This window comes from Streptomyces nodosus, from assembly GCF_008704995.1.
Taxonomy (GTDB): Bacteria; Actinomycetota; Actinomycetes; order Streptomycetales; family Streptomycetaceae; genus Streptomyces; species Streptomyces nodosus.
Genome location: NZ_CP023747.1, coordinates 4,299,511 through 4,324,092 on the forward strand (window position 1 = coordinate 4,299,511; position 24,582 = coordinate 4,324,092).

A 24,582-nucleotide genomic window follows, 5' to 3' on the forward strand; every position below is an offset into this window, starting at 1 on the left:
CAAGATCCCCGGAACGGACATGCGAAACTTTTCACATGTGTGCCGACTGCCGCGCCCCGCAGCGCCTGAACCGCACCCGTGGCCATGCCCGCCGACGCGCCGCCCTGGCTGCCGCCGGGGCCGCCGTCGCCGCGCTCGTCCTCACCGCCTGCGGTTCCGGCGGCACCTCCGGGGGATCCGGCAGCACCAACTTCATCACCGGCGCGGACGGCATCGCGACCGTCAAGAAGGGTGAGCGCACCGCCGCCCCCGATCTGTCCGGCACGACCATCGACGGCAAGAAGCTCGATGTCGCCGACTACAAGGGCAAGGTCGTCGTCCTCAACGTCTGGGGCTCCTGGTGCCCGCCGTGCCGCGCCGAGGCCCCGAACTTCGTCAAGGTCGCCGAGGAGACGGCGGGCAAGGGCGTCCAGTTCGTCGGCATCAACACCCGTGACACCGACACCCAGCCGGCCCGCGCCTTCGAGAAGCAGTACGGGGTCACCTACCCGAGCCTGTACGACCCGACCGGGAAGCTGATGCTCCGGTTCGAGAAGGGCACGCTCAACCCGCAGGCCATCCCCTCCACACTGATCATCGACCGGGACGGAAAGATCGCCGCGCGCACGCTGCAGGCCCTCAGCGAGGACAAGCTGCGCGAGATGATCGATCCGGTCGTCGCGGAGAAGTGACATGAACGCGGTGTCCACGCTGGCGGCCACGGGCAGCAACGCCACAGTGCTCAACGGAGCCCTGCTGGTGGCCCTGCCCATCGCGCTCCTCGGCGGTCTGGTCTCCTTCTTCTCCCCCTGCGTCCTGCCGCTGGTCCCCGGCTATCTGTCCTATGTCACCGGCGTGACCGGTACCGACCTGGCGGAGGCCCGGCGCGGACGGATGGTCGCGGGCGCCTCCCTCTTCGTGCTCGGCTTCACCGCCGTGTTCGTCTCCAGCGGGGCGCTGTTCGGCTTCTTCGGCTCGACGCTCCAGGAACACCGGGACGTCCTGTCCAAGGTGCTCGGTGTGCTCATGATCCTCATGGGTGTGTTCTTCATGGGCCTGATGCCCTGGTTCACCCAACGTGAGTTCCGCTTCCACCGGCGGCCCGTGACCGGTCTGGTCGGCGCGCCCCTGCTGGGCGCGCTGTTCGGCATCGGCTGGACCCCGTGCATCGGCCCGACCCTCTCCTCCGTGCTGGTGCTCTCCTCCGACCAGGGCAGCGCGGGCCGCGGGGCGATCCTGACGATCGCCTACTGCCTCGGCCTCGGGGTGCCCTTCGTGCTGGCCGCGGTCGCCTTCCGCAAGGCGCTCGGCGCCTTCGCCTGGATCAAGAGCCACTATCTCTGGGTGATGCGGATCGGCGGCACCATGATGATCGTGACCGGGCTGCTGCTGCTGACCGGTGTCTGGGACGGCATCGTGCAGCAGATGCAGAGCTGGTCCGACGGCTTCCTGGTGGGGATCTGACCCATGAGCGACACACGGAGCACCGACGTGCACAGCGAGACGACGACGGACACCACCGGCGACCCCCGCCTCGACGAGGCCGGCGCGCAGCTGTCCACCGCGCCCGCCGAGACGGCCATGCCCGGCTCCTTCGGCGGCCCCCGCGCCCCCGGCGCCAAGGGCGGGCTCATCTGGACCGCGCGCGAGATCATCGGCTGGAGCCGCTGGTTCTGGCGGCAGCTGACCTCCATGCGGGTCGCGCTGCTGCTGCTGTTCCTGCTCTCGCTCGGCGCGATCCCCGGCTCGCTGATCCCGCAGACCGGCACCGATGTGCTCAAGGTGGAGGACTTCAAGCGCGCGCACAGCGTGCTCGGCCCGCTCTACGACCGGCTCGGGCTGTTCCATGTCTACAGCTCGGTGTGGTTCTCCGCGATCTACATCCTGCTGTTCGTCTCGCTCATCGGCTGCATCGTCCCCCGCACTTGGCAGTTCGTCGGCCAGCTCAGGGGCCGTCCGCCGGCCGCGCCCAAGCGGCTGACCCGGCTGCCCGCGTATGCGACCTGGCGCACGGACGCCGAACCGGAGCAGGTCCGCGAGACCGCGCTCGAGGTGCTCGGGCGGCGCCGGTTCCGCGCCCGTCTCTCCGGTGACGCGGTCGCCGCGGAGAAGGGCTATCTGCGCGAGTTCGGCAATCTGGTCTTCCATGTCGCGCTGATCGTGATGCTGGTCGCCTTCGCCTGGGGCCAGCTCTTCAAGTCCGAGGGCAACAAGCTGATCGTCGAGGGCGACGGCTTCTCCAACACCCTCACCCAGTACGACGACATCAAGTACGGCAGCCTCTTCACCGACGACGACCTGGTGCCCTTCAGCTTCGACCTGAAGAACTTCACCGGCACCTATGAGCGCACCGGCCCCAACAAGGGGACCCCGCGCACCTATCAGGCGGACGTCACCTACAGCGTGGGCGCCTACGGCAAGGAGAAGAAGGCCACCGTCAAGGTCAACCGGCCGCTGGAGATCGGCGACGCCAAGGTCTACCTGGTCAGCCACGGGTATGCGCCCGTGGTCACGGTGCGGGACGGCAAGGGCGCGGTCGTCTTCCACGCCGCCGTGCCGCTGCTGCCCCTGGACTCCAATGTGACCTCCCAGGGCGCGATCAAGGTGATGGACGGCTATCGGAACGCCCAGGGCCAGCGGGACCAGCTCGGCTTTCTCGCGCTCTTCGTGCCGACCTTCGCCGGTGCTGGCAAGGGCGACATGTTCTCCCAGTTCCCCGCGCTGGACTTCCCGGTGCTGGCGCTGAACGCGTACCACGGGGACCTGGGCGTCGACGCGGGCCTCCCGCAGAACGTCTACCAGCTGGACACCAAGAACCTGAAGCAGTTCAAGGACGCCAAGGGCAACATCCTCAAGGACCGCCTGCTGCCCGGCGAGACCATGAAGCTGCCCGGCGGCAACGGCTCCATCACCTTCGAGAAGGACATCAAGGAATGGGCCGGCTTCCAGGTCGTGCAGCAGCCCGGCAGCGGCTGGGCGCTCGGCGGCGCGCTCGCCGCGATCTTCGGCCTGGCCGCCTCGCTGTTCATCCAGCGCCGCCGTGTCTGGGTGCGCGCCACGACCGGCGCCGACGGGGTCACCGTCGTGGAGATGGCGGGCCTCGGCCGCAGCGAGTCCGCGAAGCTGCCCGAGGAACTGGGTGACCTGGCCGCACTCGTCCACGACCGGGCACCCACGAAGACCGACGACCCGGATGACCCGGACGATCCAGACGCCGACCCCGATCAGGAGCCGGGCGCCCCATCTCCCGAACCCGCCGCCGAAGGGGCCGAGCAGAAGTGATCCTCGCCACCGCCACCAACGAACAACTCGCGCACACCAGCAACACGCTGATCTACTCCTCGATGGCCGTCTACACCCTGGCCTTCTTCGCGCACATCGCCGAATGGCTCTTCGGCAGCCGCAGCAAGGTCGCCCGCACGGCCGACGCGCTCACCACCGGCGCCCCGAAGAAGGCGCAGGCGCCCGCCGTCACGGTCAAGAAGGCCGGGGGCACCGCGGTGCTGGAGCGGCCGACGGTCGTCACCCGCGCCGCGTCCGGCACCCGTGAGGTGCCGGACGGCCCCGGCGCCCACGGCGGCGACGAACAGGGCGACCTCTACGGCCGGATCGCCGTGTCGCTCACCGCGCTGGCCTTTCTGATCGAGCTCGGCGGCGTCATCGCCCGCGCGGCCTCCGTGCAGCGGGCGCCGTGGGGCAACATGTACGAGTTCAACATCACCTTCTCCACGGTCGCCGTCGGTGTGTATCTCACCCTGCTGACCCTGAAGAAGAATGTGCGCTGGCTGGGCCTTCCGCTGGTCACCACGGTCCTGCTCGACCTCGGTCTCGCGGTCACCGTGCTGTACACGGCGAGCGACCAGCTGGTCCCGGCCCTGCACTCGTACTGGCTGTACATCCATGTCTCGACGGCGATCTTCTGCGGCGCGGTCTTCTATGTCGGCGCGGTCGGCACGGTCCTCTATCTGTTCAAGGACTCCTACGAGAACAAGCTCCAGAGCGGCGGCAAGCCCGGCCGCTTCGCCACCTCGGTCCTGGAGCGGCTGCCCGCCTCGGCCTCGCTCGACAAGTTCTCCTACCGCGTCAACGCCGCCGTCTTCCCGCTGTGGACCTTCACGATCATCGCGGGCGCCATCTGGGCCGGTGACGCCTGGGGTCGCTACTGGGGCTGGGACCCCAAGGAGACCTGGTCCTTCATCACCTGGGTCGCCTATGCCGGATATCTGCACGCCCGTGCCACGGCCGGTTGGAAGGGCCGCAAGGCCGCCTATATCGCGCTGATCGCGTTCGCCTGCTGGCTGTTCAACTACTACGGCGTCAACATCTTCGTCTCCGGCAAGCACTCGTACGCGGGCGTGTAGCCCCGGCCCGTGCCGTCACGGCCGGTTTCCAGCCGACCTCGGTCGGTGGAAGCCGGCCGTCGTCGTCTCGGCACTCCACGCCTGTGACCAGGGCGATCCCACACATGCGGAACGTCCGTCCGAGAGTCAGGCTGGAATCATGAGCGATCCCATCGAAGGGGGTCATGTCGAGCGGCGGGGAGATCTTCGCGTACGGCACTATCTGCTGCGGCTGCCCCGGCCGGTGGAGGAGGTCTGGCCCGCCCTGGCCAGCGCGGCGGGACTGCGGAACTGGCTGGCCGCCGCGGACCCCTTCGAACCACGGCTCGGCGGCGCGGTGGGACTCCGGCTCCCGGACGGCCCGGCCCGGGGCCGCATCACGGCCTGGGACGTGGAACGGATCGCCGAGTACACGGTGGAGGGCCGGGGCCGTATCCGCTTCCATCTGGAACCGGACCCGCCCACGGGCACCACGGTGCGCTTCACCCATGAGACCCGGGTGGACCGGGACCCGGGCTGGCGCGCCCGCTTCGAACGCCTGCTCGTCCATCTGAGCGGCGGCGACGATCTGGGCGGCGCCGGCTGAACCGGGGCGGCACCGCATCGTCGTACAGATCGCGGAGGTCCGTCAGTCGGCGGTGGGCTCCTCGCCCCGTTCCCGGCGCCGCAGCTCGTCCTCGCGGCGGCGCAGATCGGCCTCCCAGTCCTTCAGGAGCGACTCGTCCTTCTTGTTCTCCTCCTTGAGGGACTTCAGGAACTCGGGGTTGTCGTCGGGCGCGACCCAGGTGGTGGTGTGGTTGCGGTGCCACTCGGAGGGTGTGGAGCCGGTCGCCGGGGTCTGACGCACCTTGCCGACGAGCAGCCAGAGGATCGGGCCGACCAGCACCTCGCCGAAGAGCAGGATGATGATCAGCCAGACCACCTTGGGCAGCCCCCGCACCTGCTCCTCGGGGGTGTTCAGGCAGTCGATGAAGGCATATATCAACAGAGCCAGGACCAGTAGGAAGGGCAGATACCGGAGCATGGTGGTGCGATCCCCCAGGAGACGGCGTCGGGGCACGGAACGGGCCCCGGTGACGGGGCAAGGGTAGCCCTTGCCCGATACTGGACCGCATGGCTTACGACGATCTTCGCTCCCTGCTCCGGGCGCTGGAGCGCGAGGGAGACCTCAAGCGCATCAAGGCCGAGGTCGACCCCTTTCTGGAGGTCGGGGAGATCGTCGACCGGGTGCAGAAGTCCGGGGGGCCCGCGCTGCTCTTCGAGAACGTGCGCGGGTCGAGCATGCCGCTCGCCATGAATGTGTTCGGGACCGACCGGCGCCTCCTCAAGTCCCTCGGCCTGAAGTCCTACGACGAGATCTCCGGCAAGATCGGCGGGCTGCTGAAGCCCGAACTGCCGCACGGGTTCGTCGGGGTGCGCGAGGCCTTCGGGAAGCTCGGCGCGATGACCCATGTGCCGCCCAGGAAGGTCAAGGCCGAGAGCGCGCCCGTGCAGGAGGTCGTGCTGCACGGCGAGGACGTCGATCTGGACGCCCTGCCCGCCCTGTTCACCTGGCCGAAGGACGGCGGCTCCTTCTTCAATCTCGGGCTCACCCACACCAAGGACCCGGAGACCGGGATCCGCAACCTCGGTCTGTACCGCCTCCAGCGCCATGACCGGCGCACCATCGGCATGCACTGGCAGATCCACAAGGACAGCCGCAATCACTACCAGGTGGCGGCCCGGCGCGGCGAGCGGCTCCCGGTCGCCATCGCCTTCGGATGCCCGCCCGCCGTGACCTACGCCTCCACCGCCCCGCTGCCCGGGGACATCGACGAGTACCTCTTCGCCGGGTTCATCGCGGGCCGGCGGATCGAGATGGTCGACTGCAAGACGGTGCCGCTCCAGGTGCCGGCCGCCGCCGAGGTGGTCCTGGAGGGCTGGCTGGAGCCCGGGCAGATGCTGCCGGAGGGGCCCTTCGGCGACCACACCGGCTTCTACACCCCGCAGGAGCCCTTCCCCGCGCTGACGATCGACTGCGTCACCATGCGCAGGCGCCCCCTGCTCCAGTCGATCGTCGTGGGACGCCCCCCGACGGAGGACGGCCCCCTCGGCCGGGCCACCGAGCGGTTCTTCCTCCCGCTGCTCAAGATCATCGTGCCGGACATCGTGGACTACCACCTGCCCGAGGCGGGCGGCTTCCACAACTGCGCGATCGTGTCGATCGACAAGAAGTACCCCAAGCACGCCCAGAAGGTGATGCACGCCGTCTGGGGCGCGCACATGATGTCCCTGACCAAGCTGATCGTGGTCGTGGACTCCGACTGCGACGTCCACGATCTGCACGAGGTCGCCTGGCGCGCCCTCGGCAACACCGACTACGCCCGTGACCTCACGGTCGTCGAAGGTCCCGTCGATCATCTGGACCATGCCTCCTACCAGCAGTTCTGGGGCGGCAAGGCGGGTATCGACGCGACGAGGAAATGGCCCGAGGAGGGCTACACCAGGGACGGCGGTTGGCCCGACATGGTCCTCTCGGACCCGGAGACCGCCGAACGAGTGACGCGACGCTGGAAGGAGTACGGACTGTGACGCGTACGGACACGCCGGGAGCCGTGAGCGCGGGGACGGGAACGCCCCGACGCCGCGGGGCCGAGCCGGGGTACGGCCGGTGAGCAGCGCCTCCGCGGCGATCCCGCAGCCGGGACGCACCCGGGCCTTTCTGCGCCTGGTGATGATCGAGCACTCCGTCTTCGCACTGCCCTTCGCCTACATCGCCGCGCTGACCGCGATGTTCGAGTGGGACCGCTCCGTCCACTGGGGCCGGCTGCTGCTGGTCACGGTCGCCATGGTGGGCCTGCGGACCTTCGCCATGGCGGCGAACCGGATCATCGACCGCGAGATCGACGCCCGTAACCCGCGCACGGCCCATCGCGAGCTGGTCACCGGCGCGATGACGGTGCGGCACGCCTGGACCGGCGCGCTGGTCGCCCTGGTCTTCTTCCTGGGCGCCGCCGCCCTGCTCAACCCGCTCTGTCTGGCCCTGGCGCCCATCGCGGTGATCCCGATGGTGGTCTATCCGTACGGCAAGCGGTTCACCAACTTCCCGCAGGCCATCCTGGGCCTGGCCCAGTCGATGGGCCCGGTCGGCGGCTGGCTGGCGATCAGCGGTGAGTGGTCCTGGGACGCGGTGATCCTCGGCCTCGCGGTGGGCATCTGGATCGGCGGCTTCGACCTGATCTACGCCTGCCAGGACGTGGAGACGGACCGCAGGATCGGCGTGATGTCGGTACCGGCCCGCTTCGGCATCCCCGCGGCGATCTGGGGCGCCCGGGTGTGCCACACGATTGTGACGGCGCTGTTCGTCTGGTACGCCCTCGCCACCGGCGCCGGCTTCTTCTTCTGGCTGGGCCTGGTGATCGTGGCGGGCGCCTTCGTGTACGAGCACAGCATCGTCCGCCCCCATGATCTGAGCCGGGTGAACCGGGCCTTCTTCAGCGTCAACGGGTTCATCGGCATCGCCCTGTTCGTGTGCGCCCTGCTCGACCTGCTGGTGCGGGGTCTGGCACTGTGAACGCGGATCCGGAAGGGCACGAGCGGCCCTGACCCCGGGGGCGGCGGAGGGGGACCCCTGGGCCGGTTCGTGCGGTGCGGTGCCGGATAGGCTCGGGGCGTGAACCCAGCCAAGCCAGGAGAGATGCCGCGTAGGCCTTGGATCGTGGGGGTCTCGGGCGCCTCGGGCACCCCCTACGCCGCTGCCGTGCTGCGGGCCCTGCTCGCCGCGGGGGAGAGCGTCGATCTGGTGGTCTCCCGTGCCTCGCGGCTCACCCTGCTCGACGAGACCCGGATCGCCTTCCGGGACGCCCACTGGCGGGACGATCTGCGGGAATGGCTGGAGCGTGGCGCCGACGGCAAGCCCGGCACCTTCACGGTCGACGTCGAAGGGGACCGCGTACGGCACTGGAGCGCCGGCGACCTGGCCGCGGGGCCGTCCTCCGGCTCGTACCCGGCGAAGGGGATGCTGATCGTGCCCGCGTCCACGGCCTGTGTGGCGGGGGTGGCCCTCGGGCTCTCGAAGGACCTGCTGCAACGGTCCGCGAGCGTCACCCTCAAGGAGCGGCGCCCGCTGGTCGTCGCCGTCCGGGAGACCCCGCTGAGCGGGGTGACCCTCAGGCAACTGGTGGCGCTGGACGAGGCGGGCGCGGTGGTCCTGCCCGCGTCACCGGCGTTCTACGCGGGAGCCACGCACATCCAGGACCTGGTGGACTTCGTCGCCGGACGGGTGCTGGACGCGGCAGGGGTGCCGCACGGGCTGTACCGCCGCTGGAAGGGCGAGCTCGGGGGAGGCTCCGGGGCCGACGAGTAGGCGCCGGGGGCGGGGGCTGCGCCTGGGGAGCGCCCGTCGGCGGTACGCCGTGCCGGGACGGTGACGCGCCCCGAATCATATGAAAGAAATAGAGGGCTTCGGCCCTATGTGCCTTGATTTCTATGCGTAAACTTGCGGGAACGCCGAACAATGAAAGGCTGCGGATCTATGGATGCCGTTGACAGGCAGCTCATCCAGGCCCTGCGCGAGAACGGTAGGGCCTCTTACGCCGAGCTCGGCCGGCTCGTGGGCCTCTCCGGGCCCAGCGTCACCGACCGTATCAACCGCCTGGAGGCGGCCGGAGTCATCACCGGCTACCGCGCCACGGTCGACGCCGCGTCCCTCGGGCTCGGGGTCACCGCCCTCATCGGCATCTCGCTCTCCGACGCCGCCGACCACGAGGACGTGGCGCTCCGTCTGAAGGACCTTCATGAGATCGAGGACTGCTGGTTCATCGCCGGTGAGGACTCGTTCATGCTCAAGGTGCGGTCCGACAACGTGGACGGTCTGGAGCGGACCATCCGCCGGCTCTCCGGCACCAAGGGTGTCTCCCGCACCCGGACCACGATCGTGCTCTCCACCAAGTGGGAGAACCGGGTGGGCGAACTGCCGTCCGGCCGGCGCTAGGCAATCCGGCGCGAAGTGCCGTACCGGGGTGTGCGGGTGGTGGCGTGCCGAGGCGCGCACGGGGGGCACCGCCCGCCCCCGGGGCCGAGGGGTACGGTGGGGCAGGTTCGTCCACAGGGAGAGGCAGAAGTATGGATGTCGGGCTCAAGCGCGAGCTGGAGGACAAGGTCCGGGCCGGTGAGCGGCTGACCCGCGAGGACGGCATCGCGCTGTACGAGTCGGACGACCTGGCCTGGTTGGGCGGCCTCGCACACGAGGTGCGCACCCGCAAGAACGGCGACGTGGTCCACTTCAACGTCAACCGTCATCTCAATATGACGAATGTGTGCACCGCGTCCTGCGCCTACTGCTCCTTCCAGCGCAAGCCGGGGGAGAAGGACGCGTACACGATGCGCATCGAGGAGGCCGTCCGCCTCGCCACGGCGATGGAGTCGGAGAACCTCACCGAGCTGCACATCGTCAACGGACTGCACCCCAACCTGCCGTGGCGTTACTACCCGCGCTCGCTGCGCGAGTTGAAGGCCGCGCTGCCGAACGTCTCGCTGAAGGCGTTCACTGCGACCGAGATCCATCACTTCGAGACCATCTCCGGTCTCACGGCCTCCGAGATCCTCGACGAACTGATCGACGCCGGCCTCGAGTCGCTGACCGGCGGTGGCGCCGAGATCTTCGACTGGGAGGTCCGGCAGCACATCGTCGACCACCGCACCCACTGGGAGGACTGGTCGCGCATCCACCGGCTGGCGCACGAGAAGGGTCTGAAGACCCCGTGCACCATGCTCTACGGTCATATCGAAGAGCCCCGGCACCGGGTGGACCATGTGCTGCGGCTGCGTGAACTCCAGGACGAGACCGGCGGCTTCCAGGTCTTCATCCCCCTGCGCTACCAGCACGACTTCGTGGACATGAAGGACGGCAAGGTCCGCAACCGCCTCCAGACGCGGACGCAGATGGCGACCGGCGCGGAGGCCCTGAAGACCTTCGCGGTCTCCCGGCTGCTCTTCGACAATGTCCCGCACGTCAAGGTGTTCTGGGTGATGCACGGGGTGCAGACCGCGCAACTCGCCCTCCAGCACGGTGCCGACGACATGGACGGCTCGGTCGTGGAGTACAAGATCACGCACGATGCGGACAACTTCGGCACGCCGAACAAGCTGACCCGCGAGGACCTGCTCGATCTGATCCGGGACGCGGGCTTCCGCCCGGTGGAGCGGAACACCCGCTACGAAATCATCCGTGAGTACGAGGGCCCGGACCCGGCGCGCCGGGACGAGCCCCAGCCCATGCGGGTCTGACCCGTCCCCGGACGGCGGGAGCAGGTCTTGAGCACATCGAGAGGTAATGGATAGCCTCCCGCCATGCCCCTTACGTTTGTGCTCGATCCGGCCATGACTCCCGCCCTCCGTGACGGCGTCCTCGATCTGTGGACGGAGGTGTCCCGTGCCGGTGGGGCGGTGGGCTTCGTCCCGCCGGTCACCCGCGAGGAGATCCGCCCGGAACTGCTGCGGCACCTCACGGCGATGGCCGAGGGCCGCGCCCGGCTGCTGGTCGGGCTCGACGAGGACGGGCGGGTGGCCGCGGCCGCGTTCCTCACCTTCAACACCCACCGGCTGATGACGCACTGGATGTGGCTCTACACGGTGATGGTGCACCCCCGCCATCAGGGCAAGGGGTACGGCCGTGACCTGATGGCCGCCGCCGAGGACGCGGCCCGCGGCTTCGAGGGCATCGAGGCGATACGGCTCACCTGCCGGGGCGGCCTCGGTCTGGAGCGGTTCTACGGCTCCTGCGGCTACAAGGAGGTCGGCCGGGTGCCCGGCGCGATCCGGGTGACGCCGGGGGACGACCGCGACGACATCGTCATGCTGCTGCCGCTGGGATGAGCGGGCGTCCGCGCACCCCCCTGCAGGAGCGAAGGCCCGGCGTGCTTCACTGGAATGTGACCTACGGGATCTCCCCGGACGCCCGGTTTCGCCCGAACAGGGGTGGCCCACGGAACGGAAGAGTGGATTGAGATGCTCCGCTACACGCTGATGCGCCTCGGTATTTTCGCGGGTTGCCTCGTGCTCACCTGGGGCCTCGTCTACTCGGGCCTCGTCCCGCGCGGCCTCGGTGACTCCAACGGCATCTGGGTGGTGCTGCTGGCCCTGGTGATCTCGGCCCCGATCAGCTTCGTGGTGCTCCGCAAGGAGCGCGACCGGGCGTCGTTGCAGGTCGTCGAGCGGGTGGAGCGGATGAAGGCCAACGTCGAGGCCAACCGCAGCCAGGAGGACCTGGCGGACGCCCCGGTGACCGCACCGCACCAGGCGTCCTAGTTCCGGCACCCGGCACCCGCGCCGGCCGCCTGCTCCAGGCTGGTCGGCGCGCGTTCCGTTCTCTGCGCACGCGCCGGACCGGCGGCCACGGACAGGTCCGTTCCCGGCCGCCCTGCGCCCCCGCCCGGCGCCCGCGTGCTTCCGGCCCTCCTCCGCGGCCGACCTCCCTGACCGGCCCGCCCGACCGTTCTCGTCGGCCGCGTCCGGTGTCCCTCGCCGCCCCTGTCCGAAGGCCGGCCGGGCGGCGGCTGGGCGCCCCCGGCTCCGGAGCGTCCCGGAGGCGGCGGCTGCACGCCCCCCCCGCTTCGGAGCGTCCCGGAACCCGCACCACCTCCTCGCTCCCGCGCCGTACGATCACGGTCCGACCGGCGGTGACCGCGAGCCGCGTACGCCGGTGAACGCCAGGGTGTGCCCCGCGCGTACCCCCCTGCAGCAGAGCGGTGCACAGCCGCTGGTCACAGGAGCTGCCCCATGCCCGACCCGTACTCGTCCGCGCCCGTCCCCGAGGACCCGGCCGATCTCGACCTCGATCACGACGGCGGGCCGGTGCTCGTGGAGCCGACCCTCCGGAGGCTGAACGGCGAGGTGCGCGAGGCGTATGTGCCCCCGCTGGCGTCCTGGGTGACCCATGGGTCGCTCGCCGACCTGCCGTTCGAGAATGCGAGGGCGGCCCCCGACCACCAGGTCTTCCGGCGCCGTGACCCGGACGGGGCATGGACCGATGTGACGGCGGCCCGGTTCGCCGAGGAGGTGCTGGCCGTCGCGAAGGGGCTGATCGCCGAGGGCCTGATGCCCGGCGACCGGCTCGCGATCATGGCGCGGACCACCTATGAGTGGACGCTGCTGGACTTCGCGGCCTGGGCGGCGGGCCTGGTCACGGTCCCCGTGTATCCCACCTCCTCGGTCTTCCAGACCCGCTGGATCCTCCAGGACTCCGGTGCCGCGGCCCTGGTGACGGAGAAGGCCCGCCAGGCGGCGGCCCTCGGCCCCGAACGCGACCGGCTGCCCGATCTGCGCCATGTGTGGGTGATGGGCAAGGGGCACGTCGAGCGGCTCGCGGAACTGGGCCGGTCGGTGCCGGACCAGGAGGTGGCCGTGCGCCGGGGCGTCCTGGGCCCGGACACTCCGGCCACGATCGTCTACACCTCGGGCACCACGGGCCGCCCCAAGGGCTGTGCGCTGACGCACGGGAACTTCCTGGCGGAGGTCGACAACGCGATCGAGCTCCTCGCCCCGGTGTTCGGGCCGAAGGACGACTATGTGCCCTCCACCCTGCTGTTCCTGCCGCTGTCGCACGTCTTCGGCCGGATGGTGTCGATCGCCTGCGTCCGCGCGCGGGTGTGCCTGGGCCACGCGCCCAGCATGAAGGCGGAGGACCTGCTGGCCGATCTGGCGAGCTTCCGGCCGACCTTTCTGCTGGCCATCCCGTACATGCTGGAGAAGGTCTACAACAACGCCCGGGCGGTGGCCGAGCGCGGTGGTCGGACGGCGTTGTTCGACCGCGCGGCTGATGTGGCCCGCCGCTACGGCGAGGCGCTGGAGGCCCGACGGCACGGTACGGGACCCGGCCCCAACCGGGCCCTGAAGACGGCCCGCGCCTTCTACTCCCCGCTGGTCCACCGTGGCATCCGCAACGCCCTGGGCGGACGCCTCCGCCAGGTCATCTGCGGTGGCTCCCCCCTGGGCCGCGAGCTCGCCGCCTTCTATGCGGGCATGGGCGTGGAGATCTTCGAAGGCTACGGGCTGACGGAGACCACCGGAGCGGCCACCGTGACGCCCCCGCTCAGACCCCGTCTGGGCACGGTGGGATGGCCCCTGCCCGGGATGGCGGTCCGTATCGCGGCGGACGGCGAGGTGCTGCTGTCCGGTCCTCAGGTGTTCCGCGGCTACTGGAACCCCCATGCCGGCGGGGTGGTTCCCGCCGCCCCCGACGGCTGGTTCCCGACGGGCGACCTCGGCCGTCTGGACGACGAGGGCTATCTGACGATCACCGGCCGGAAGAAGGAGATCCTGATCACCGCAGGGGGGAAGAACGTGGCCCCCGCGCCCCTGGAGGACCGGCTGCGCTCCCATCCGCTGGTCTCCCACTGCATGGTCCTGGGTGACCGCCGCCCCTATGTGAGCGCTCTGATCACCCTGGACCCGGAGGGCATCGTCCACTGGTGCCGGATGAACGGACGGCCCCCGCTGTGGCCGCAGCACCTGGTGGACGACGACGCGCTGCACACGGTCCTGCAACGCGCGGTGGACGAGGCCAACAAGCTGGTCTCCCGCCCCGAGTCCATCCGCCGCTTCACCGTCCTCCCGGTGGACTTCACGGAACGGGACGGCCACCTGACCCCCTCGCTGAAGCTCCGCCGGGACGCCATCCTCCGCGACTTCGCCCCCCATGTGGAGTCCCTCTACCGCTGACCGTCGGGACGGGGCGGGGCGGCGCGGGACAGCGCCATGTGGGGGTGTTCGGGAGGTCACCGAGCGCGAAAGGAGATAAGCATGGAGTGAGGATGGCTGACATGACAAGGGAGAACCGCGGATGACCACTGGCGGCGAAGCAATCCGGTGCCCGTTCGACTTCAGTGAGGCCCTGGAGTTCGATCCCTCGCTCGCGGCGCTCATGTCCCGCGAGTCCATCACCCGGATCCGGCTCCCCTACGGCGATGCCGACGCCTGGCTGGTCACCGGGTTCGAGGGGGTGCGGCAGGTGACCACGGACCAGCGGTTCAGCCGGGCGGGGATCACCGGGTCCGACTATCCGAGGCTGACCCCGGAGCCCATCGTCTCCCCGGAGTCGATCAATGTGCTGGATCCGCCGGACAGCAGCCGGTTGCGGCACCTGGCGTCGCAGGGCTTCACCCAGCGTCATGTCGACCGGATGCGGCGCAGAATCGTCCGGCTGGCGGACACCCTGCTGGACGAGATGGAGGAGCTGGGGCCGCCGGCCGATCTGACCCAGCACCTCTCCAACCCGCTGCCCCGGCAGACCATCTTCGATGTGCTGGGCATCCCGCAGGACGACTGGCCCCGTATGCAGCAGTACGTCCACCAGCTGCTGGCCACCGGACCGGACAGCCGGGAGACCGCGGCCCGGGCCAAGGCCGAGATGCGGGAGTACTTCGCCGGACTGGTCGAACAGCGGCGGCGCGTCCCGGGCACGGACCTGATCAGTGCGATGGCCGCGGCCAAGGACGGCGAGGACGCGCTCGACGACCAGGAGCTGGCGGTCATGGCGCTGACGCTGGTGCTCAGCGGACAGGACACCGCCACCTGCCAGATCAGCAACATCGCCTATCTGCTGCTGACCCGTCCCGAGCTGATGGAGCACCTCAGGGACCGGCCGGAGGCCCTGACGGAGGTTCTGAACGAACTGCTCCGGGTCATCCCCTTCCGCAAGGGGGTCGGGATCCCCAGGGTGGCTCTGGAGGACGTGGAACTGGACGGCGTGCGCATCCGGGCGGGTGACTTCGTCCATGTGTCGTATCTGACGGCGAACCGTGACCCCGGGCGCTACCCGGACCCGCACTCCATCGACCCGGAGCGGCCGTCCGCGCCGCATATGACCTTCGGCTGGGGCGGACACCGGTGCATCGCCGTCCCGCTGGCCATGGCCGAGCTGGAGGTGGCCGTCGGCCGGCTGGTGGAGCGCTTCCCGGGGATGCGGCTCGCGGTGCCGCCGCAGGAGGTGCGCTGGGACACGGAGACGATCCGCCGCTTCCCGCTGGAACTGCCTGTGACCTGGTAGGTCCCCGAGGCGGCACTCCAGGGGATGACCGGGGCCAAAAAAGCAGGAGCCCCCTGCGCCGAAGGCGCGGGGCTCCTTGGGTACTGCTCTCCGTTCCGGATCAAAGCAGTCGGGCTCAGCGAGCCGACCGCCTGGAACCGGAGACCGAAACTCCGAGAGTGAGCTCAGATGGCGGTGACGTTCTCCGCCTGCGGGCCCTTGGGACCCTGGGTCACGTCGAAGCTCACCTGCTGGTTCTCCTCGAGCGAACGGAAGCCGTTCGCGTTGATCGCGGAGTAGTGGACGAAGACGTCGGGGCCGCCGCCTTCCTGGGCGATGAAACCAAAGCCCTTTTCGGCGTTGAACCACTTCACGGTTCCGGTAGCCATAAGCCCTCCTTGGGCCCAAAGGGTTGCCCTGCTCCAGAACCTGCAAGTGTGAAAACAGAAGCGCCGCACAACTGCATATGTCTGAAAACGACGAGAGCCCGCGGTTACATGCTCCGCAGGCTCTGTACTGCAAGGGAAACCAAACTGCAACTTGCGGCGAGCCTAGCACGCAGGCAGCCGGAAGCAATAGAGGTCAAGATCACTTCACCCGGACGTTTGAATGACACTGGGCTGATTGACATCTTGGTGTCGCATCGTAGTCCCCGGAGGTGCCCCGATCGGCCGGGGGGTCTCGGAAGTCGTCGCGGACCCGGGCCCGGGACGGTGCCGCACGGGGTCTAGTCTCGCGATGTGGACAATTCTCGCACTCGGCCGCGCGTCGGTCACATCCAGTTCCTGAACTGCCTGCCCCTCTACTGGGGGCTCGCGAGAACCGGCACCCTCCTGGACCTCGAGCTGACCAAGGACACCCCCGAGAAACTCAGCGAGAAGCTGGTGCAGGGCGAGCTGGACATCGGTCCGGTCACCCTCGTCGAGTTCCTCAAGCACGCCGACGAACTGGTCGCCTTTCCCGACATCGCGGTCGGCTGCGACGGCCCGGTGATGTCCTGTGTGATCGTCTCCCAGGTCCCGCTGGACCGGCTGGACGGGGCCAGGGTCGCCCTCGGCTCCACCTCGCGGACCTCCGTACGACTCGCCCAGCTGCTGCTCGCCGAGCGCTACGGGGTGGCGCCGGACTACTACACCTGCCCGCCCGACCTCAGCCTGATGATGCAGGAGGCGGAGGCGGCGGTGCTGATCGGCGACGCCGCGCTGCGCGCCAACCTCCACGACGGGCCCCGCTACGGCCTCACCGTGCACGACCTGGGCACGCTGTGGAAGGAGTGGACGGGGCTGCCCTTCGTCTTCGCGGTGTGGGCGGCGCGCCGCGACTACCTGGAGCGCGAGCCGTTCATCACCCGCAAGGTGCACGAGGCCTTTCTGTCCTCCCGCAATCTGTCCCTGGAGGAGGTCGGCAAGGTCGCCGAGCAGGCGGCGCGCTGGGAGGCCTTCGACGAGCGGGTCCTGGAGAAGTACTTCACCACGCTGGACTTCCGGTTCGGCGGCCCCCAGCTGACGGCGGTCGCCGAGTTCGCGCGGCGGGTCGGCCCGACGACCGGCTTTCCGGCCGATGTGAAGGTGGAGCTGTTGACGCCGTAGCAGAGCGCGCCCGACGCCCGGGCACGGTGCACGCCTCCCGCGCCGCCGCGGGACTACGCTGCTCGGGAACTCGTACGGGGGAAGGGGTGTGCGCCATGCAGCCGCTGGAGGCCGGTGAACCCGGCGAGGTGGGGCCCTACCGGCTGCTCGGCAGGCTCGGCTCCGGCGGGATGGGCCGGGTCTATCTGGGGCGCAGCGCCGGCGGGCGCACGGTCGCGGTCAAGATCGTGCATCCGCACTTCGCGCTGGACGAGGAGTTCCGCGCCCGCTTCCGCCGCGAGGTGGACGCCGCCCGGCGGGTCGGCGGCGCCTGGACCGCGCCGGTTCTGGACGCGGACCCCGACGCGCCGGTGCCCTGGGTCGCGACCGGGTATGCGGCCGGGCCGTCCCTGACCGCCGCGGTCACGGAGGTCGGTCCGCTCCCGCTCCCCTCCGTGCGAGCCCTGGGCGCGGGACTCGCGGAGGCCCTGACGGCGGTGCACGGCCTCGGGCTCGTCCACCGGGACGTCAAGCCGTCGAACATCCTGCTGACCCTGGACGGTCCGCTGCTCATCGACTTCGGCATCGCACGTGCCACGGACGGCACCGCGTCGCTGACGTCCACGGGCGTCTCCATCGGCTCACCCGGCTATATGTCCCCGGAGCAGATCCTCGGCAAGGGGGTCACCGGTGCGGCGGACGTCTTCTCGCTGGGCGCGGTGCTGGCGTACGCGGCGAACGGGGAGCCGCCCTTCCCCGGCGACTCCTCGGCGGCGCTGCTCTACAAGGTCGTCCACGAGGAGCCCGAACTCGGGCCGCTCACGGGCGAGCTGCGGGACCTGGTGGCCGCGTGCCTGGCCAAGGACCCGGCCGCGCGGCCCGCACCGGCCGAGGTGGCCGGCCGACTCGCCCCGCAGGGCGCGGCGCGTCTGGTGGCCGGGGGCTGGCTGCCGGGCCCCCTGGTGGAACAGGTCAGCCGCAAGGCCGTACAGCTGCTCAATCTGGAGGCGGGGGAGGCGGAGCGGTCCGGGCCGGTGGCCTTCAGTAGGGTGTCGGTGGCCGAGGAGCCCACCGCCGCGGCGGAACCCGAGGGGGCGCCGTCGGGCGGAGCCTCCGCCCGGGTGCCCGGCGGGGTCTTCGGACCGCCGCCCGCGATGAGCACCCCCGCGCCCCCGTCCGCCGCCCTGCCGTCGCCGCGCCCGGGGGAGTCGGGCCCGTCGGACGCCGCCCCGCCCACCTCCGAGGGCCGCCCCGGGAAGCCCGCGGCGACCGTGGCGGACGGCGGCCGCGGACGGCGGCTGGGGTGGGCCCGGGTGCTGACGCTCGCGGGTGCGCTGGGCGCGGTGGCGGCCGGCTCGGCGCTGCTGTTCGGGCTGTTCGACACGGGCCGTCCGGCCGGCCCGGGCGGGGCGAGGACCACCGCCGTGCCCGAGGCCTATCTGGGCACCTGGGAGGGCGAGGCCGTCGCGCTCGGTGGCGCACTGCCCGCCGGCACCTTCCGCGTCACTCTCCGGCAGGCCGGCGTGGGAGAGGAGATCGGCCACTTCCGGTCCACCGACCTGCTGGGCGGCACCTGCGACGACGTACTGCTTCTGGAGCGGATCTCGGCCCGGCGCCTGGTGGTCACGAGCGTGGCCGAGGAGTCCAACCCGTCGACCTGCACCACCGGGCGGCACGAGGTGCGGCTGACCCTGGCCGGCAGCCACCTCGGTTACGAGACGGACAACGCGCGCGCCGGCAACCCGACGGCACGGATGACCAAGGTCGACCGAGCCGATTAGCGGACCGTCCGACCGTCCGGAAGACCGGTGCCCCGTGGGGTGGGCCGCATAGTCTGTCCGGGTGGATCTGGACCTCTGGCCGGCCGTCGCGGTCGCCGCCCTGTGGGGCGCGACGGCCGGGGTGCTGGTGCCCCGGGCCGCCTACCGGCTCTCCGTCGAGCCCGAGCAGTCCTGGCGGGACCGCTGCCCGGACGGCCATCCGATCGGCGGCTGGGTCGGACGGGCCCGCTGCGCGGACGGACGGGCGTACGGCCCCGGGACGGCGGCGGTGAGCGTGGTCACCGCCCTGGTCTGCGCGGGGCTCGCCCTGGCCACCGGACTCCGCCCCGAACTTCCGGTCTGGCTGCTCCTCGCGCCCCTCGGCGTGCTGCTGACGATCGTGGACTTCCGGGTGCAGCGGCTGCCGGACGTGGTGACGCTGCCGCTCGCCGTCCTCGCCCTGGCCCTGCTCGGCGCCGCCGCGGCCCTGCCGGAGCACGCGGGCCGGTGGGGCACCGCGTTCCTCGGCGCGCTGGTGCTCGGCGGCGCCTACTTCCTGCTCTTCCTCGTCAACCCGAACGGCCTGGGCTTCGGCGACGTCAAACTCGCGCCGGGGCTCGGGGCGGTGCTCGGCTGGTACGGCTGGGGCACCGTGCTGCTCGGGACCTTCGCCGGCTTTCTCTTCGGGGGCCTGTACGGGCTCGCCCTGGTCGTGCTGCGGCGCGCCGGGCGGCGGACCGCGATCCCCTTCGGACCGTTCCTCATCGCGGGGGCCTTCGTCGGGCTGATGATCGGGGCGTACGCGGCCTGACGCGGGTCCCGAGAAGGCGCTGGCGTAGGCTGGTTCGGTCCGTCCAGACCCTCACGTCCGTCCACAACCCCTTACGAAAGGGACGCCGGTGACCGAGAAGGCCGATCTCACGTCCATTGATGTCACAGCCGTCCTGGACCGTGCCGCCGCCGGTGGTCGGATCACCCCCGAAGAAGCGCTCGTCCTCTACCGCGACGCCCCGCTGCACGCGCTGGGAGCCGCCGCCGACGCCGTGCGCCGCCGTCAGTACGCCGGTACCGAGCACATCGCGACGTACATCATCGAGCGCAACATCAACTACACCAACGTCTGTGTGACGGCGTGCCGGTTCTGTGCGTTCTACGCGGCCCCCAAGGACACCGCCAAGGGCTGGACCCGGGATCTGGACGACATCCTGCGACGGTGCGCCGAGACCGTCGAACTCGGCGGCACCCAGATCATGTTCCAGGGCGGCCACCACCCGGACTACGGCGTGGAGTACTACGAGAAGCACTTCCGCGCCATCAAGGACGCCTTCCCGCAGCTGGTCATCCACAGCCTGGGGGCCTCCGAGGTCGAGCACATGGCGCGGATCTCGGGTGTGCCGGTGGAGGAGGCCATCACCCGCATCCACGCCGCCGGGCTCGACTCGTTCGCCGGCGCCGGTGCCGAACTGCTGCCCGAGCGGCCGCGCAAGGCCATCGCCCCGCTGAAGGAGAGCGGAGAGCGCTGGCTGGAGATCATGGAGATCGCGCACAACCTCGGCGTCGAGTCCACGTCCACCATGCTGATGGGCACCGGCGAGACCAACGCCGAACGCATCGAGCACCTGCGGATGATCCGCGACGTACAGGACCGCACGGGCGGCTTCCGGGCCTTCATCCCGTACACCTACCAGCCCGAGAACAACCATCTGAAGGGCCGCACCCAGGCGACCCTCTTCGAGTATCTGCGGATGATCGCCGTCGCCCGCCTCTTCCTCGACAACGTCCGGCACATCCAGGGATCGTGGCTGACCACCGGCAAGGAGGTCGGCCAACTGTCCCTGCACTACGGCGCGGACGACCTCGGCTCGATCATGCTCGAGGAGAACGTGGTCTCGTCCGCCGGAGCCAGGCACCGCTCCAACCGGCTGGAGATCATCGACCTGATCCGCAAGGCGGGGCGTGTCCCCGCCCAGCGGGCCACGACCTATGAGCACCTCGTGGTCCACGACGACCCGGCGAACGACCCGGTCGACGAGCGGGTGATGTCCCATATCTCCTCTACGGCGATCGAGGGCGGCACGGCTCACCCCGAGCTGAAGCTGCTCGCCTCCAACTGACCGGGCCGTGCTGACGATCCACGCCGCCGACCTCCTGATCACGGGGGACCGGCGGCCCGCCCTGCCCGGCGGCGCGGTGCTCGTCGACGGGCGGGAGTGCGCGCGCATCGGTCCCTGCGAGGAGCTGACGGCGGCGCATCCGACGGCCCGGGTGCGGCGGTGGCCGGGGCTTCTCATCCCGGGGCTGCTCCATCCCCACGGGCCCGAACTGCTGGAGCGGGCCTACCATCCCGATCCGCGCGAGGCCGGTGAACTGGGCACCGAACCGATCGTGGGCGAGGCCCTCGCGGCGCTGGCGATGACCGAGGCCCGCTGGGGCGCGAGCGCGCGGCGCGGGGTGCAGCGCATGCTGGCGCACGGGACGGTCGCCGTGACGGGACCCCTGTCACGGCCCGCCGTGGTGGACGCCGTACGCCGGGCGGGGCTGACCGTGCGGGAGCGCCTCGCATCTCCCGCGGGCCCGCCAGCCCTCGACCCGCTGGCCGGCCGGAACCCCGGGGAGGCGATGTCGCGCCCGCTCGGCGGGGAGGCGACCTTCGCCGTGTTCGACGTCCCGGACGAGGCGGCGCTCGCCGCACGCGGAGCCGGGACCTGTGTGGCGACGGTCGTCGGAGGCCGCCTGCTCCACCGCCGCCGCTGACACCACCTGGTGGCCGGGGTAACGGCCGGGTGGCCGAGGGACGTCCGGGGCGTACTGCCACAATGGGCGGCGTGACCCGAGCATCCCTGGACAAGCAGCCCCATGAAGTCGCCTCGATGTTCGACCACGTGGCGGAACGGTACGACCTGACCAACGACCTGCTGTCGCTCGGCCAGGACCGGGTGTGGCGCAAGGAGGTCGCCAGGGCGGTCGGCGCGCGCCCCGCCCAGAAGATCCTGGACCTCGCGGCCGGTACGGCCACCTCGTCCCTCCCCTTCGCCCGCACCGGGGCCTATGTCGTCCCCTGCGACTTCTCGCTCGGGATGCTCCGGGTCGGCAAGAAGCGGCACCCCTGGATGCCGTTCACGGCGGGCGACGCGACTCGGCTGCCGTTCAGGGACGACACCTTCGACGCGGTGACGATCTCCTTCGGGCTGCGCAATGTGCAGGACACGGACGCCGCGCTGCGTGAGCTGTACCGGGTGACCAAGCCCGGTGGGCGGGTGGTGATCTGCGAGTTCTCGCACCCGACCTGGGCGCCCTTCCGCACGGTCTACACCGAGTACCTGATGCGCGCGCTGCCGCCGGTGGCCCGCGCCGCGTCGTCCAACCCCGAGGCGTACGTCTACCTCGCCGAGTCCATCCGCGCCTGGCCGGACCAGCCCGCGCTGGCCGGACGGCTGCGCTCGGCGGGCTGGTCCAAGGTGGCCTGGCGGAACCTCACGGGCGGGATCGTGGCGCTGCACCGGGGCTTCAAGGCGGACTGACGGCCGGGGATCACCTGAGCACCTCGAACGCGTCGCCGGGTTCGTCGAGTTCGCGGCGCAGCCCGCCCGGCGGCGGGATCGGCAGCCGTGGCTCACGGACCCCGGCGCCCCCGCCGCCCTCGCCCTCACCGAGGTCGAACCACACGGTGACCACGGCCCCGCGCGGCACCTCGGCGCCGGGCGGGGGATATTGGCGTACGACGTAGTCGACGACGACGCGATGGAAGTCCGGCCGGTCGGGCGCGGCCAGCAGCACGCCCTGTCGCGCGGCGGCCTCGCGTGCGTCCATCGCCATCAGACCCACCAACCGCGGCACGCGCACGTCGGGTGTTTTGGGTGTTATAGGCATAGATGTCACCCCCAGCGGTAGGGGAAGGGTAACCGCCGGGAGGTGTCAGTCGGAAGCGGCAGGTGCCGTTCTGTGACAGTCGGTCACAGAACGTCACAGGGTGAGTCGATAGCGGTGTGCGGGCTCTCCCAGGCCGGGGTGCGGGAAGACCTCGGCCAGCTCCATGCCGAGGCGCCGGGTCACGGCGATGGACCGCGTGTTGGCGGCCATCACCATCGCCACCACCTCCGGCACGTCCGCCGCCCGCAACCGCTCCAGTGTGGCCAGCGCCGCCGCGGTGACATAGCCCTTCCCCCAGTGCGCCCGCCCCAGCCGCCAGCCGATCTCGATCTCTCCCGCCGGACCCCAGGGATGCGGCCAGGGCTGTGCGCCGGTGAAGCCGAGGACCTCGCCCGACGCGTCGAGCACGGTCCACAGACAGAACCCCAGCTCGGCGTCGTGCCGACGCTGACGGGCCGTGAGCTCCTCGTAGAGCGACGGCTCGGCGGACCGGCCGCCGTGGAACTCCATGACCTCGGGGTCGTCGAACACCCGGTGCCACGCGAGGGCGTCCTCATCGGTGGGAACGCGCAGCCGTACATCGGGGAGAGCTCGGTTCACGGGGGTGCAGCCCTTCAGCCGGTGGATCGGTACCGCTGCATAGACTGCCCATGTCCACCCCGTCAGCACGGTGTTTTGCCGAAGATTTCGGCGTCCTCGTCGCTGCGGAGCCGTCCAGCCGTCGTCGAGTCTTGGGGAGAACCCGCCGTGACCGAGCCCCAGCCCCTTACCGAACACACCGCCGATGTGATCGTCGTCGGGGCCGGGCCAGCCGGTTCCACCACCGCCTACTACCTGGCGAAGGCCGGACTCGACGTCCTGCTCCTGGAGAAGACGGCCTTCCCGCGCGAGAAGGTCTGCGGCGACGGCCTCACCCCCCGCGCCACCAAGCAGCTCGTGGGGATGGGCATCGACATCTCCGAGGAGGCCGGCTGGCTGCGCAACAAGGGTCTGCGCATCATCGGCGGCGGGGTGCGGCTCCAGCTGGACTGGCCGGAACTCGCCTCCTACCCGGACTACGGTCTGGTCCGCAAGCGCGACGACTTCGACGAGCAGCTGGCCCGGCAGGCACAGAAGGCGGGCGCGCGCCTGTACGAGCGCTGCAATGTGGGCGCGCCGGTCGTGGACGGCCGCACCGGACGCATCACGGGTGTGCACGCCAAGCTGGGCGAGGAGAAGCGCGAGGTCACCTTTCACGCGCCGCTCGTGGTGGCCGCGGACGGCAACTCCTCGCGTCTGTCGCTCGCGATGGGGCTGCACCGCCGGGAGGACCGCCCCATGGGCGTCGCGGTCCGCACCTATTTCACCTCCCCGCGCCATGACGACGACTATCTGGAGTCCTGGCTGGAGCTGTGGGACCGGCGCGGCGGCCAGGAGCGGCTGCTGCCGGGCTACGGCTGGATCTTCGGCATGGGCGACGGCACGAGCAACGTCGGCCTCGGCGTCCTGAACACCTCCGCCTCCTTCAAGGAGCTGGACTGGCGCGAGGTGCTCAAGGCCTGGTGCGCCTCGATGCCTCAGGACTGGGGCTACACCCCCGAGAACATGACCGGTCCCATCCGCGGCGCCGCCCTGCCCATGGCCTTCAACCGCCAGCCGCACTACACCAAGGGCCTGCTGCTCGTGGGCGACGCGGGCGGCCTGGTGAACCCCTTCAACGGCGAGGGCATCGCCTACGCGATGGAGTCGGGCCAGATCGCGGCGGAGGTGATCGTGCAGGCCCTGGCCCGGGCGACCCCCGCCCAGCGGGAGTTGGCCCTGCACAGCTACCCGAAGATCCTCAAGGACACCTATGGGGGCTACTACACGCTGGGCCGCGCCTTTGTGAAGCTGATCGGCAACCCCAAGGTGATGAAGGTCGCCGCGCAGCGGGGTCTGACGCACCCGCTGCTGATGAAGTTCACGCTGAAACTCCTGGCCAACCTGACGGATCCGACGGGCGGGGACGCGATGGACCGGCTCATCAACGGCCTGTCCAAGGTGGCCCCCAAGGCATGACCCCGCGCGCCCCACGGGGCGGC

At 70.6% G+C, this 24,582-nt stretch carries 25 protein-coding genes; 21 read left to right on the forward strand and 4 right to left on the reverse strand.

Annotated elements, in window-relative coordinates; all coding sequences use genetic code 11:
- The first annotated feature begins 35 nt into the window (after positions 1-35).
- The 5 genes from CP978_RS19450 to CP978_RS19470 all read left to right on the forward strand — a co-directional run bounded on the left by CP978_RS19450 (position 36) and on the right by CP978_RS19470 (position 4,905).
- The gene (locus CP978_RS19450) at positions 36-671 is read left to right on the forward strand and encodes a TlpA family protein disulfide reductase (RefSeq protein WP_043442803.1); all 636 of its coding nucleotides are present in this window, start codon (positions 36-38) and stop codon (positions 669-671) included.
- A 1-nt stretch (position 672) separates the two neighbouring features.
- Entirely contained in the window at positions 673-1,443 is a 771-nt protein-coding gene (locus tag CP978_RS19455) for a cytochrome c biogenesis CcdA family protein (protein ID WP_043442806.1), read from the forward strand.
- A gap of 3 nt (positions 1,444-1,446) precedes the next feature.
- Positions 1,447-3,261 (forward strand): cytochrome c biogenesis protein ResB, encoded by a 1,815-nt coding sequence (gene resB, locus CP978_RS19460; protein WP_043442809.1) that lies wholly within the window; start codon positions 1,447-1,449, stop codon positions 3,259-3,261.
- Positions 3,258-4,340 carry a c-type cytochrome biogenesis protein CcsB gene (gene ccsB / locus CP978_RS19465; RefSeq protein WP_043442812.1) on the forward strand — a complete coding sequence of 361 codons (1,083 nt, stop codon included), beginning with the start codon at positions 3,258-3,260 and terminating at the stop codon, positions 4,338-4,340. Before resB ends, ccsB begins: the two co-directional genes overlap by 4 nt.
- Before the next feature lie 139 nt (positions 4,341-4,479).
- The gene (locus CP978_RS19470; RefSeq protein ID WP_043442815.1) at positions 4,480-4,905 is read left to right on the forward strand and encodes an SRPBCC family protein; all 426 of its coding nucleotides are present in this window, start codon (positions 4,480-4,482) and stop codon (positions 4,903-4,905) included.
- Between the two features lie 42 nt (positions 4,906-4,947).
- Here CP978_RS19470 and CP978_RS19475 read toward each other — a convergent pair whose 3' ends face one another.
- Positions 4,948-5,343 (reverse strand): PLD nuclease N-terminal domain-containing protein, encoded by a 396-nt coding sequence (locus CP978_RS19475; RefSeq protein ID WP_043442817.1) that lies wholly within the window; start codon positions 5,341-5,343, stop codon positions 4,948-4,950.
- 89 nt (positions 5,344-5,432) lie between these two features.
- On the opposite strand from CP978_RS19475, the gene CP978_RS19480 reads away from it, so the two are divergent.
- From CP978_RS19480 to CP978_RS19520, 9 genes are all read left to right on the forward strand, one after another.
- The gene (locus CP978_RS19480) at positions 5,433-6,890 is read left to right on the forward strand and encodes a menaquinone biosynthesis decarboxylase (protein WP_043442819.1); all 1,458 of its coding nucleotides are present in this window, start codon (positions 5,433-5,435) and stop codon (positions 6,888-6,890) included.
- 79 nt (positions 6,891-6,969) lie between these two features.
- On the forward strand, positions 6,970-7,872 hold the full coding sequence (gene mqnP, locus CP978_RS19485; protein WP_043442821.1) for a menaquinone biosynthesis prenyltransferase MqnP: 903 nt from the start codon (positions 6,970-6,972) through the stop codon (positions 7,870-7,872).
- Positions 7,873-7,995: 123 nt separating this feature from the next.
- Entirely contained in the window at positions 7,996-8,664 is a 669-nt protein-coding gene (locus CP978_RS19490) for a UbiX family flavin prenyltransferase (protein WP_043442824.1), read from the forward strand.
- A 168-nt stretch (positions 8,665-8,832) separates the two neighbouring features.
- Positions 8,833-9,291 carry an Lrp/AsnC family transcriptional regulator gene (locus tag CP978_RS19495; RefSeq protein ID WP_043442828.1) on the forward strand — a complete coding sequence of 153 codons (459 nt, stop codon included), beginning with the start codon at positions 8,833-8,835 and terminating at the stop codon, positions 9,289-9,291.
- A gap of 131 nt (positions 9,292-9,422) precedes the next feature.
- The gene (gene mqnE / locus CP978_RS19500; RefSeq protein ID WP_043442831.1) at positions 9,423-10,586 is read left to right on the forward strand and encodes an aminofutalosine synthase MqnE; all 1,164 of its coding nucleotides are present in this window, start codon (positions 9,423-9,425) and stop codon (positions 10,584-10,586) included.
- A 63-nt stretch (positions 10,587-10,649) separates the two neighbouring features.
- Complete coding sequence (locus CP978_RS19505) at positions 10,650-11,174, forward strand: GNAT family N-acetyltransferase (protein ID WP_043442833.1); 525 nt, start codon at positions 10,650-10,652, stop codon at positions 11,172-11,174.
- Positions 11,175-11,306: 132 nt separating this feature from the next.
- Complete coding sequence (locus CP978_RS19510) at positions 11,307-11,606, forward strand: DUF4229 domain-containing protein (RefSeq protein WP_043442835.1); 300 nt, start codon at positions 11,307-11,309, stop codon at positions 11,604-11,606.
- Positions 11,607-12,077: 471 nt separating this feature from the next.
- On the forward strand, positions 12,078-14,018 hold the full coding sequence (locus CP978_RS19515) for an AMP-dependent synthetase/ligase (protein WP_043442837.1): 1,941 nt from the start codon (positions 12,078-12,080) through the stop codon (positions 14,016-14,018).
- Positions 14,019-14,139: 121 nt separating this feature from the next.
- On the forward strand, positions 14,140-15,345 hold the full coding sequence (locus CP978_RS19520; protein ID WP_043442840.1) for a cytochrome P450: 1,206 nt from the start codon (positions 14,140-14,142) through the stop codon (positions 15,343-15,345).
- A 164-nt stretch (positions 15,346-15,509) separates the two neighbouring features.
- On the opposite strand, the gene CP978_RS19525 is transcribed toward CP978_RS19520, so the two are convergent.
- A complete protein-coding gene (locus CP978_RS19525; RefSeq protein ID WP_043442843.1) occupies positions 15,510-15,713 on the reverse strand; it encodes a cold-shock protein in 204 nt (67 codons plus the stop codon).
- Positions 15,714-16,064: 351 nt separating this feature from the next.
- Between CP978_RS19525 and CP978_RS19530 the strand changes: the two genes are divergently transcribed.
- From CP978_RS19530 to CP978_RS19555, 6 genes are all read left to right on the forward strand, one after another.
- Complete coding sequence (locus tag CP978_RS19530; protein ID WP_043442846.1) at positions 16,065-16,913, forward strand: menaquinone biosynthetic enzyme MqnA/MqnD family protein; 849 nt, start codon at positions 16,065-16,067, stop codon at positions 16,911-16,913.
- A gap of 95 nt (positions 16,914-17,008) precedes the next feature.
- The gene (locus CP978_RS19535) at positions 17,009-18,673 is read left to right on the forward strand and encodes a serine/threonine-protein kinase (RefSeq protein ID WP_150478256.1); all 1,665 of its coding nucleotides are present in this window, start codon (positions 17,009-17,011) and stop codon (positions 18,671-18,673) included.
- 61 nt (positions 18,674-18,734) lie between these two features.
- Positions 18,735-19,463 carry a prepilin peptidase gene (locus CP978_RS19540; protein WP_052454191.1) on the forward strand — a complete coding sequence of 243 codons (729 nt, stop codon included), beginning with the start codon at positions 18,735-18,737 and terminating at the stop codon, positions 19,461-19,463.
- An 88-nt stretch (positions 19,464-19,551) separates the two neighbouring features.
- Positions 19,552-20,766, forward strand: coding sequence for a cyclic dehypoxanthinyl futalosine synthase (gene mqnC, locus CP978_RS19545; protein WP_043442848.1), 1,215 nt, complete (start codon positions 19,552-19,554; stop codon positions 20,764-20,766).
- 7 nt (positions 20,767-20,773) lie between these two features.
- Positions 20,774-21,406, forward strand: a complete 633-nt coding sequence (locus tag CP978_RS19550) for a hypothetical protein (RefSeq protein WP_043442851.1) — start codon at positions 20,774-20,776, stop codon at positions 21,404-21,406.
- Positions 21,407-21,477: 71 nt separating this feature from the next.
- Positions 21,478-22,173: a demethylmenaquinone methyltransferase gene (locus tag CP978_RS19555; protein ID WP_043449001.1), complete on the forward strand. Its 696-nt coding sequence runs from the start codon at positions 21,478-21,480 to the stop codon at positions 22,171-22,173.
- Positions 22,174-22,183: 10 nt separating this feature from the next.
- Here CP978_RS19555 and CP978_RS19560 read toward each other — a convergent pair whose 3' ends face one another.
- A complete protein-coding gene (locus tag CP978_RS19560) occupies positions 22,184-22,522 on the reverse strand; it encodes a PASTA domain-containing protein (protein ID WP_043442854.1) in 339 nt (112 codons plus the stop codon).
- 93 nt (positions 22,523-22,615) lie between these two features.
- Positions 22,616-23,122 (reverse strand): GNAT family N-acetyltransferase, encoded by a 507-nt coding sequence (locus CP978_RS19565; RefSeq protein ID WP_052454593.1) that lies wholly within the window; start codon positions 23,120-23,122, stop codon positions 22,616-22,618.
- A 147-nt stretch (positions 23,123-23,269) separates the two neighbouring features.
- On the opposite strand from CP978_RS19565, the gene CP978_RS19570 reads away from it, so the two are divergent.
- Positions 23,270-24,559 carry a geranylgeranyl reductase family protein gene (locus CP978_RS19570; RefSeq protein WP_043442856.1) on the forward strand — a complete coding sequence of 430 codons (1,290 nt, stop codon included), beginning with the start codon at positions 23,270-23,272 and terminating at the stop codon, positions 24,557-24,559.
- Positions 24,560-24,582 lie beyond the last annotated feature (23 nt).

Bases quoted from the DNA above. Each gene is read 5' to 3' on its own strand.
- CP978_RS19515 (WP_043442837.1), top strand. From the start codon at position 12,078: ATGCCCGACCCGTACTCGTCCGCGCCCGTCCCCGAGGACCCGGCCGAT.
- CP978_RS19520 (WP_043442840.1), top strand. From the start codon at position 14,140: ATGACCACTGGCGGCGAAGCAATCCGGTGCCCGTTCGACTTCAGTGAG.
- CP978_RS19470 (WP_043442815.1), top strand. From the start codon at position 4,480: ATGAGCGATCCCATCGAAGGGGGTCATGTCGAGCGGCGGGGAGATCTT.
- CP978_RS19450 (WP_043442803.1), top strand. From the start codon at position 36: ATGTGTGCCGACTGCCGCGCCCCGCAGCGCCTGAACCGCACCCGTGGC.
- CP978_RS19505 (WP_043442833.1), top strand. From the start codon at position 10,650: ATGCCCCTTACGTTTGTGCTCGATCCGGCCATGACTCCCGCCCTCCGT.
- CP978_RS19455 (WP_043442806.1), top strand. From the start codon at position 673: ATGAACGCGGTGTCCACGCTGGCGGCCACGGGCAGCAACGCCACAGTG.
- resB (WP_043442809.1), top strand. From the start codon at position 1,447: ATGAGCGACACACGGAGCACCGACGTGCACAGCGAGACGACGACGGAC.
- CP978_RS19535 (WP_150478256.1), top strand. From the start codon at position 17,009: ATGCAGCCGCTGGAGGCCGGTGAACCCGGCGAGGTGGGGCCCTACCGG.
- mqnE (WP_043442831.1), top strand. From the start codon at position 9,423: ATGGATGTCGGGCTCAAGCGCGAGCTGGAGGACAAGGTCCGGGCCGGT.
- CP978_RS19525 (WP_043442843.1), bottom strand. From the start codon at position 15,713: ATGGCTACCGGAACCGTGAAGTGGTTCAACGCCGAAAAGGGCTTTGGT.
- CP978_RS19475 (WP_043442817.1), bottom strand. From the start codon at position 5,343: ATGCTCCGGTATCTGCCCTTCCTACTGGTCCTGGCTCTGTTGATATAT.
- CP978_RS19495 (WP_043442828.1), top strand. From the start codon at position 8,833: ATGGATGCCGTTGACAGGCAGCTCATCCAGGCCCTGCGCGAGAACGGT.
- CP978_RS19560 (WP_043442854.1), bottom strand. From the start codon at position 22,522: ATGCCTATAACACCCAAAACACCCGACGTGCGCGTGCCGCGGTTGGTG.
- CP978_RS19490 (WP_043442824.1), top strand. From the start codon at position 7,996: ATGCCGCGTAGGCCTTGGATCGTGGGGGTCTCGGGCGCCTCGGGCACC.
- CP978_RS19480 (WP_043442819.1), top strand. From the start codon at position 5,433: ATGGCTTACGACGATCTTCGCTCCCTGCTCCGGGCGCTGGAGCGCGAG.
- CP978_RS19510 (WP_043442835.1), top strand. From the start codon at position 11,307: ATGCTCCGCTACACGCTGATGCGCCTCGGTATTTTCGCGGGTTGCCTC.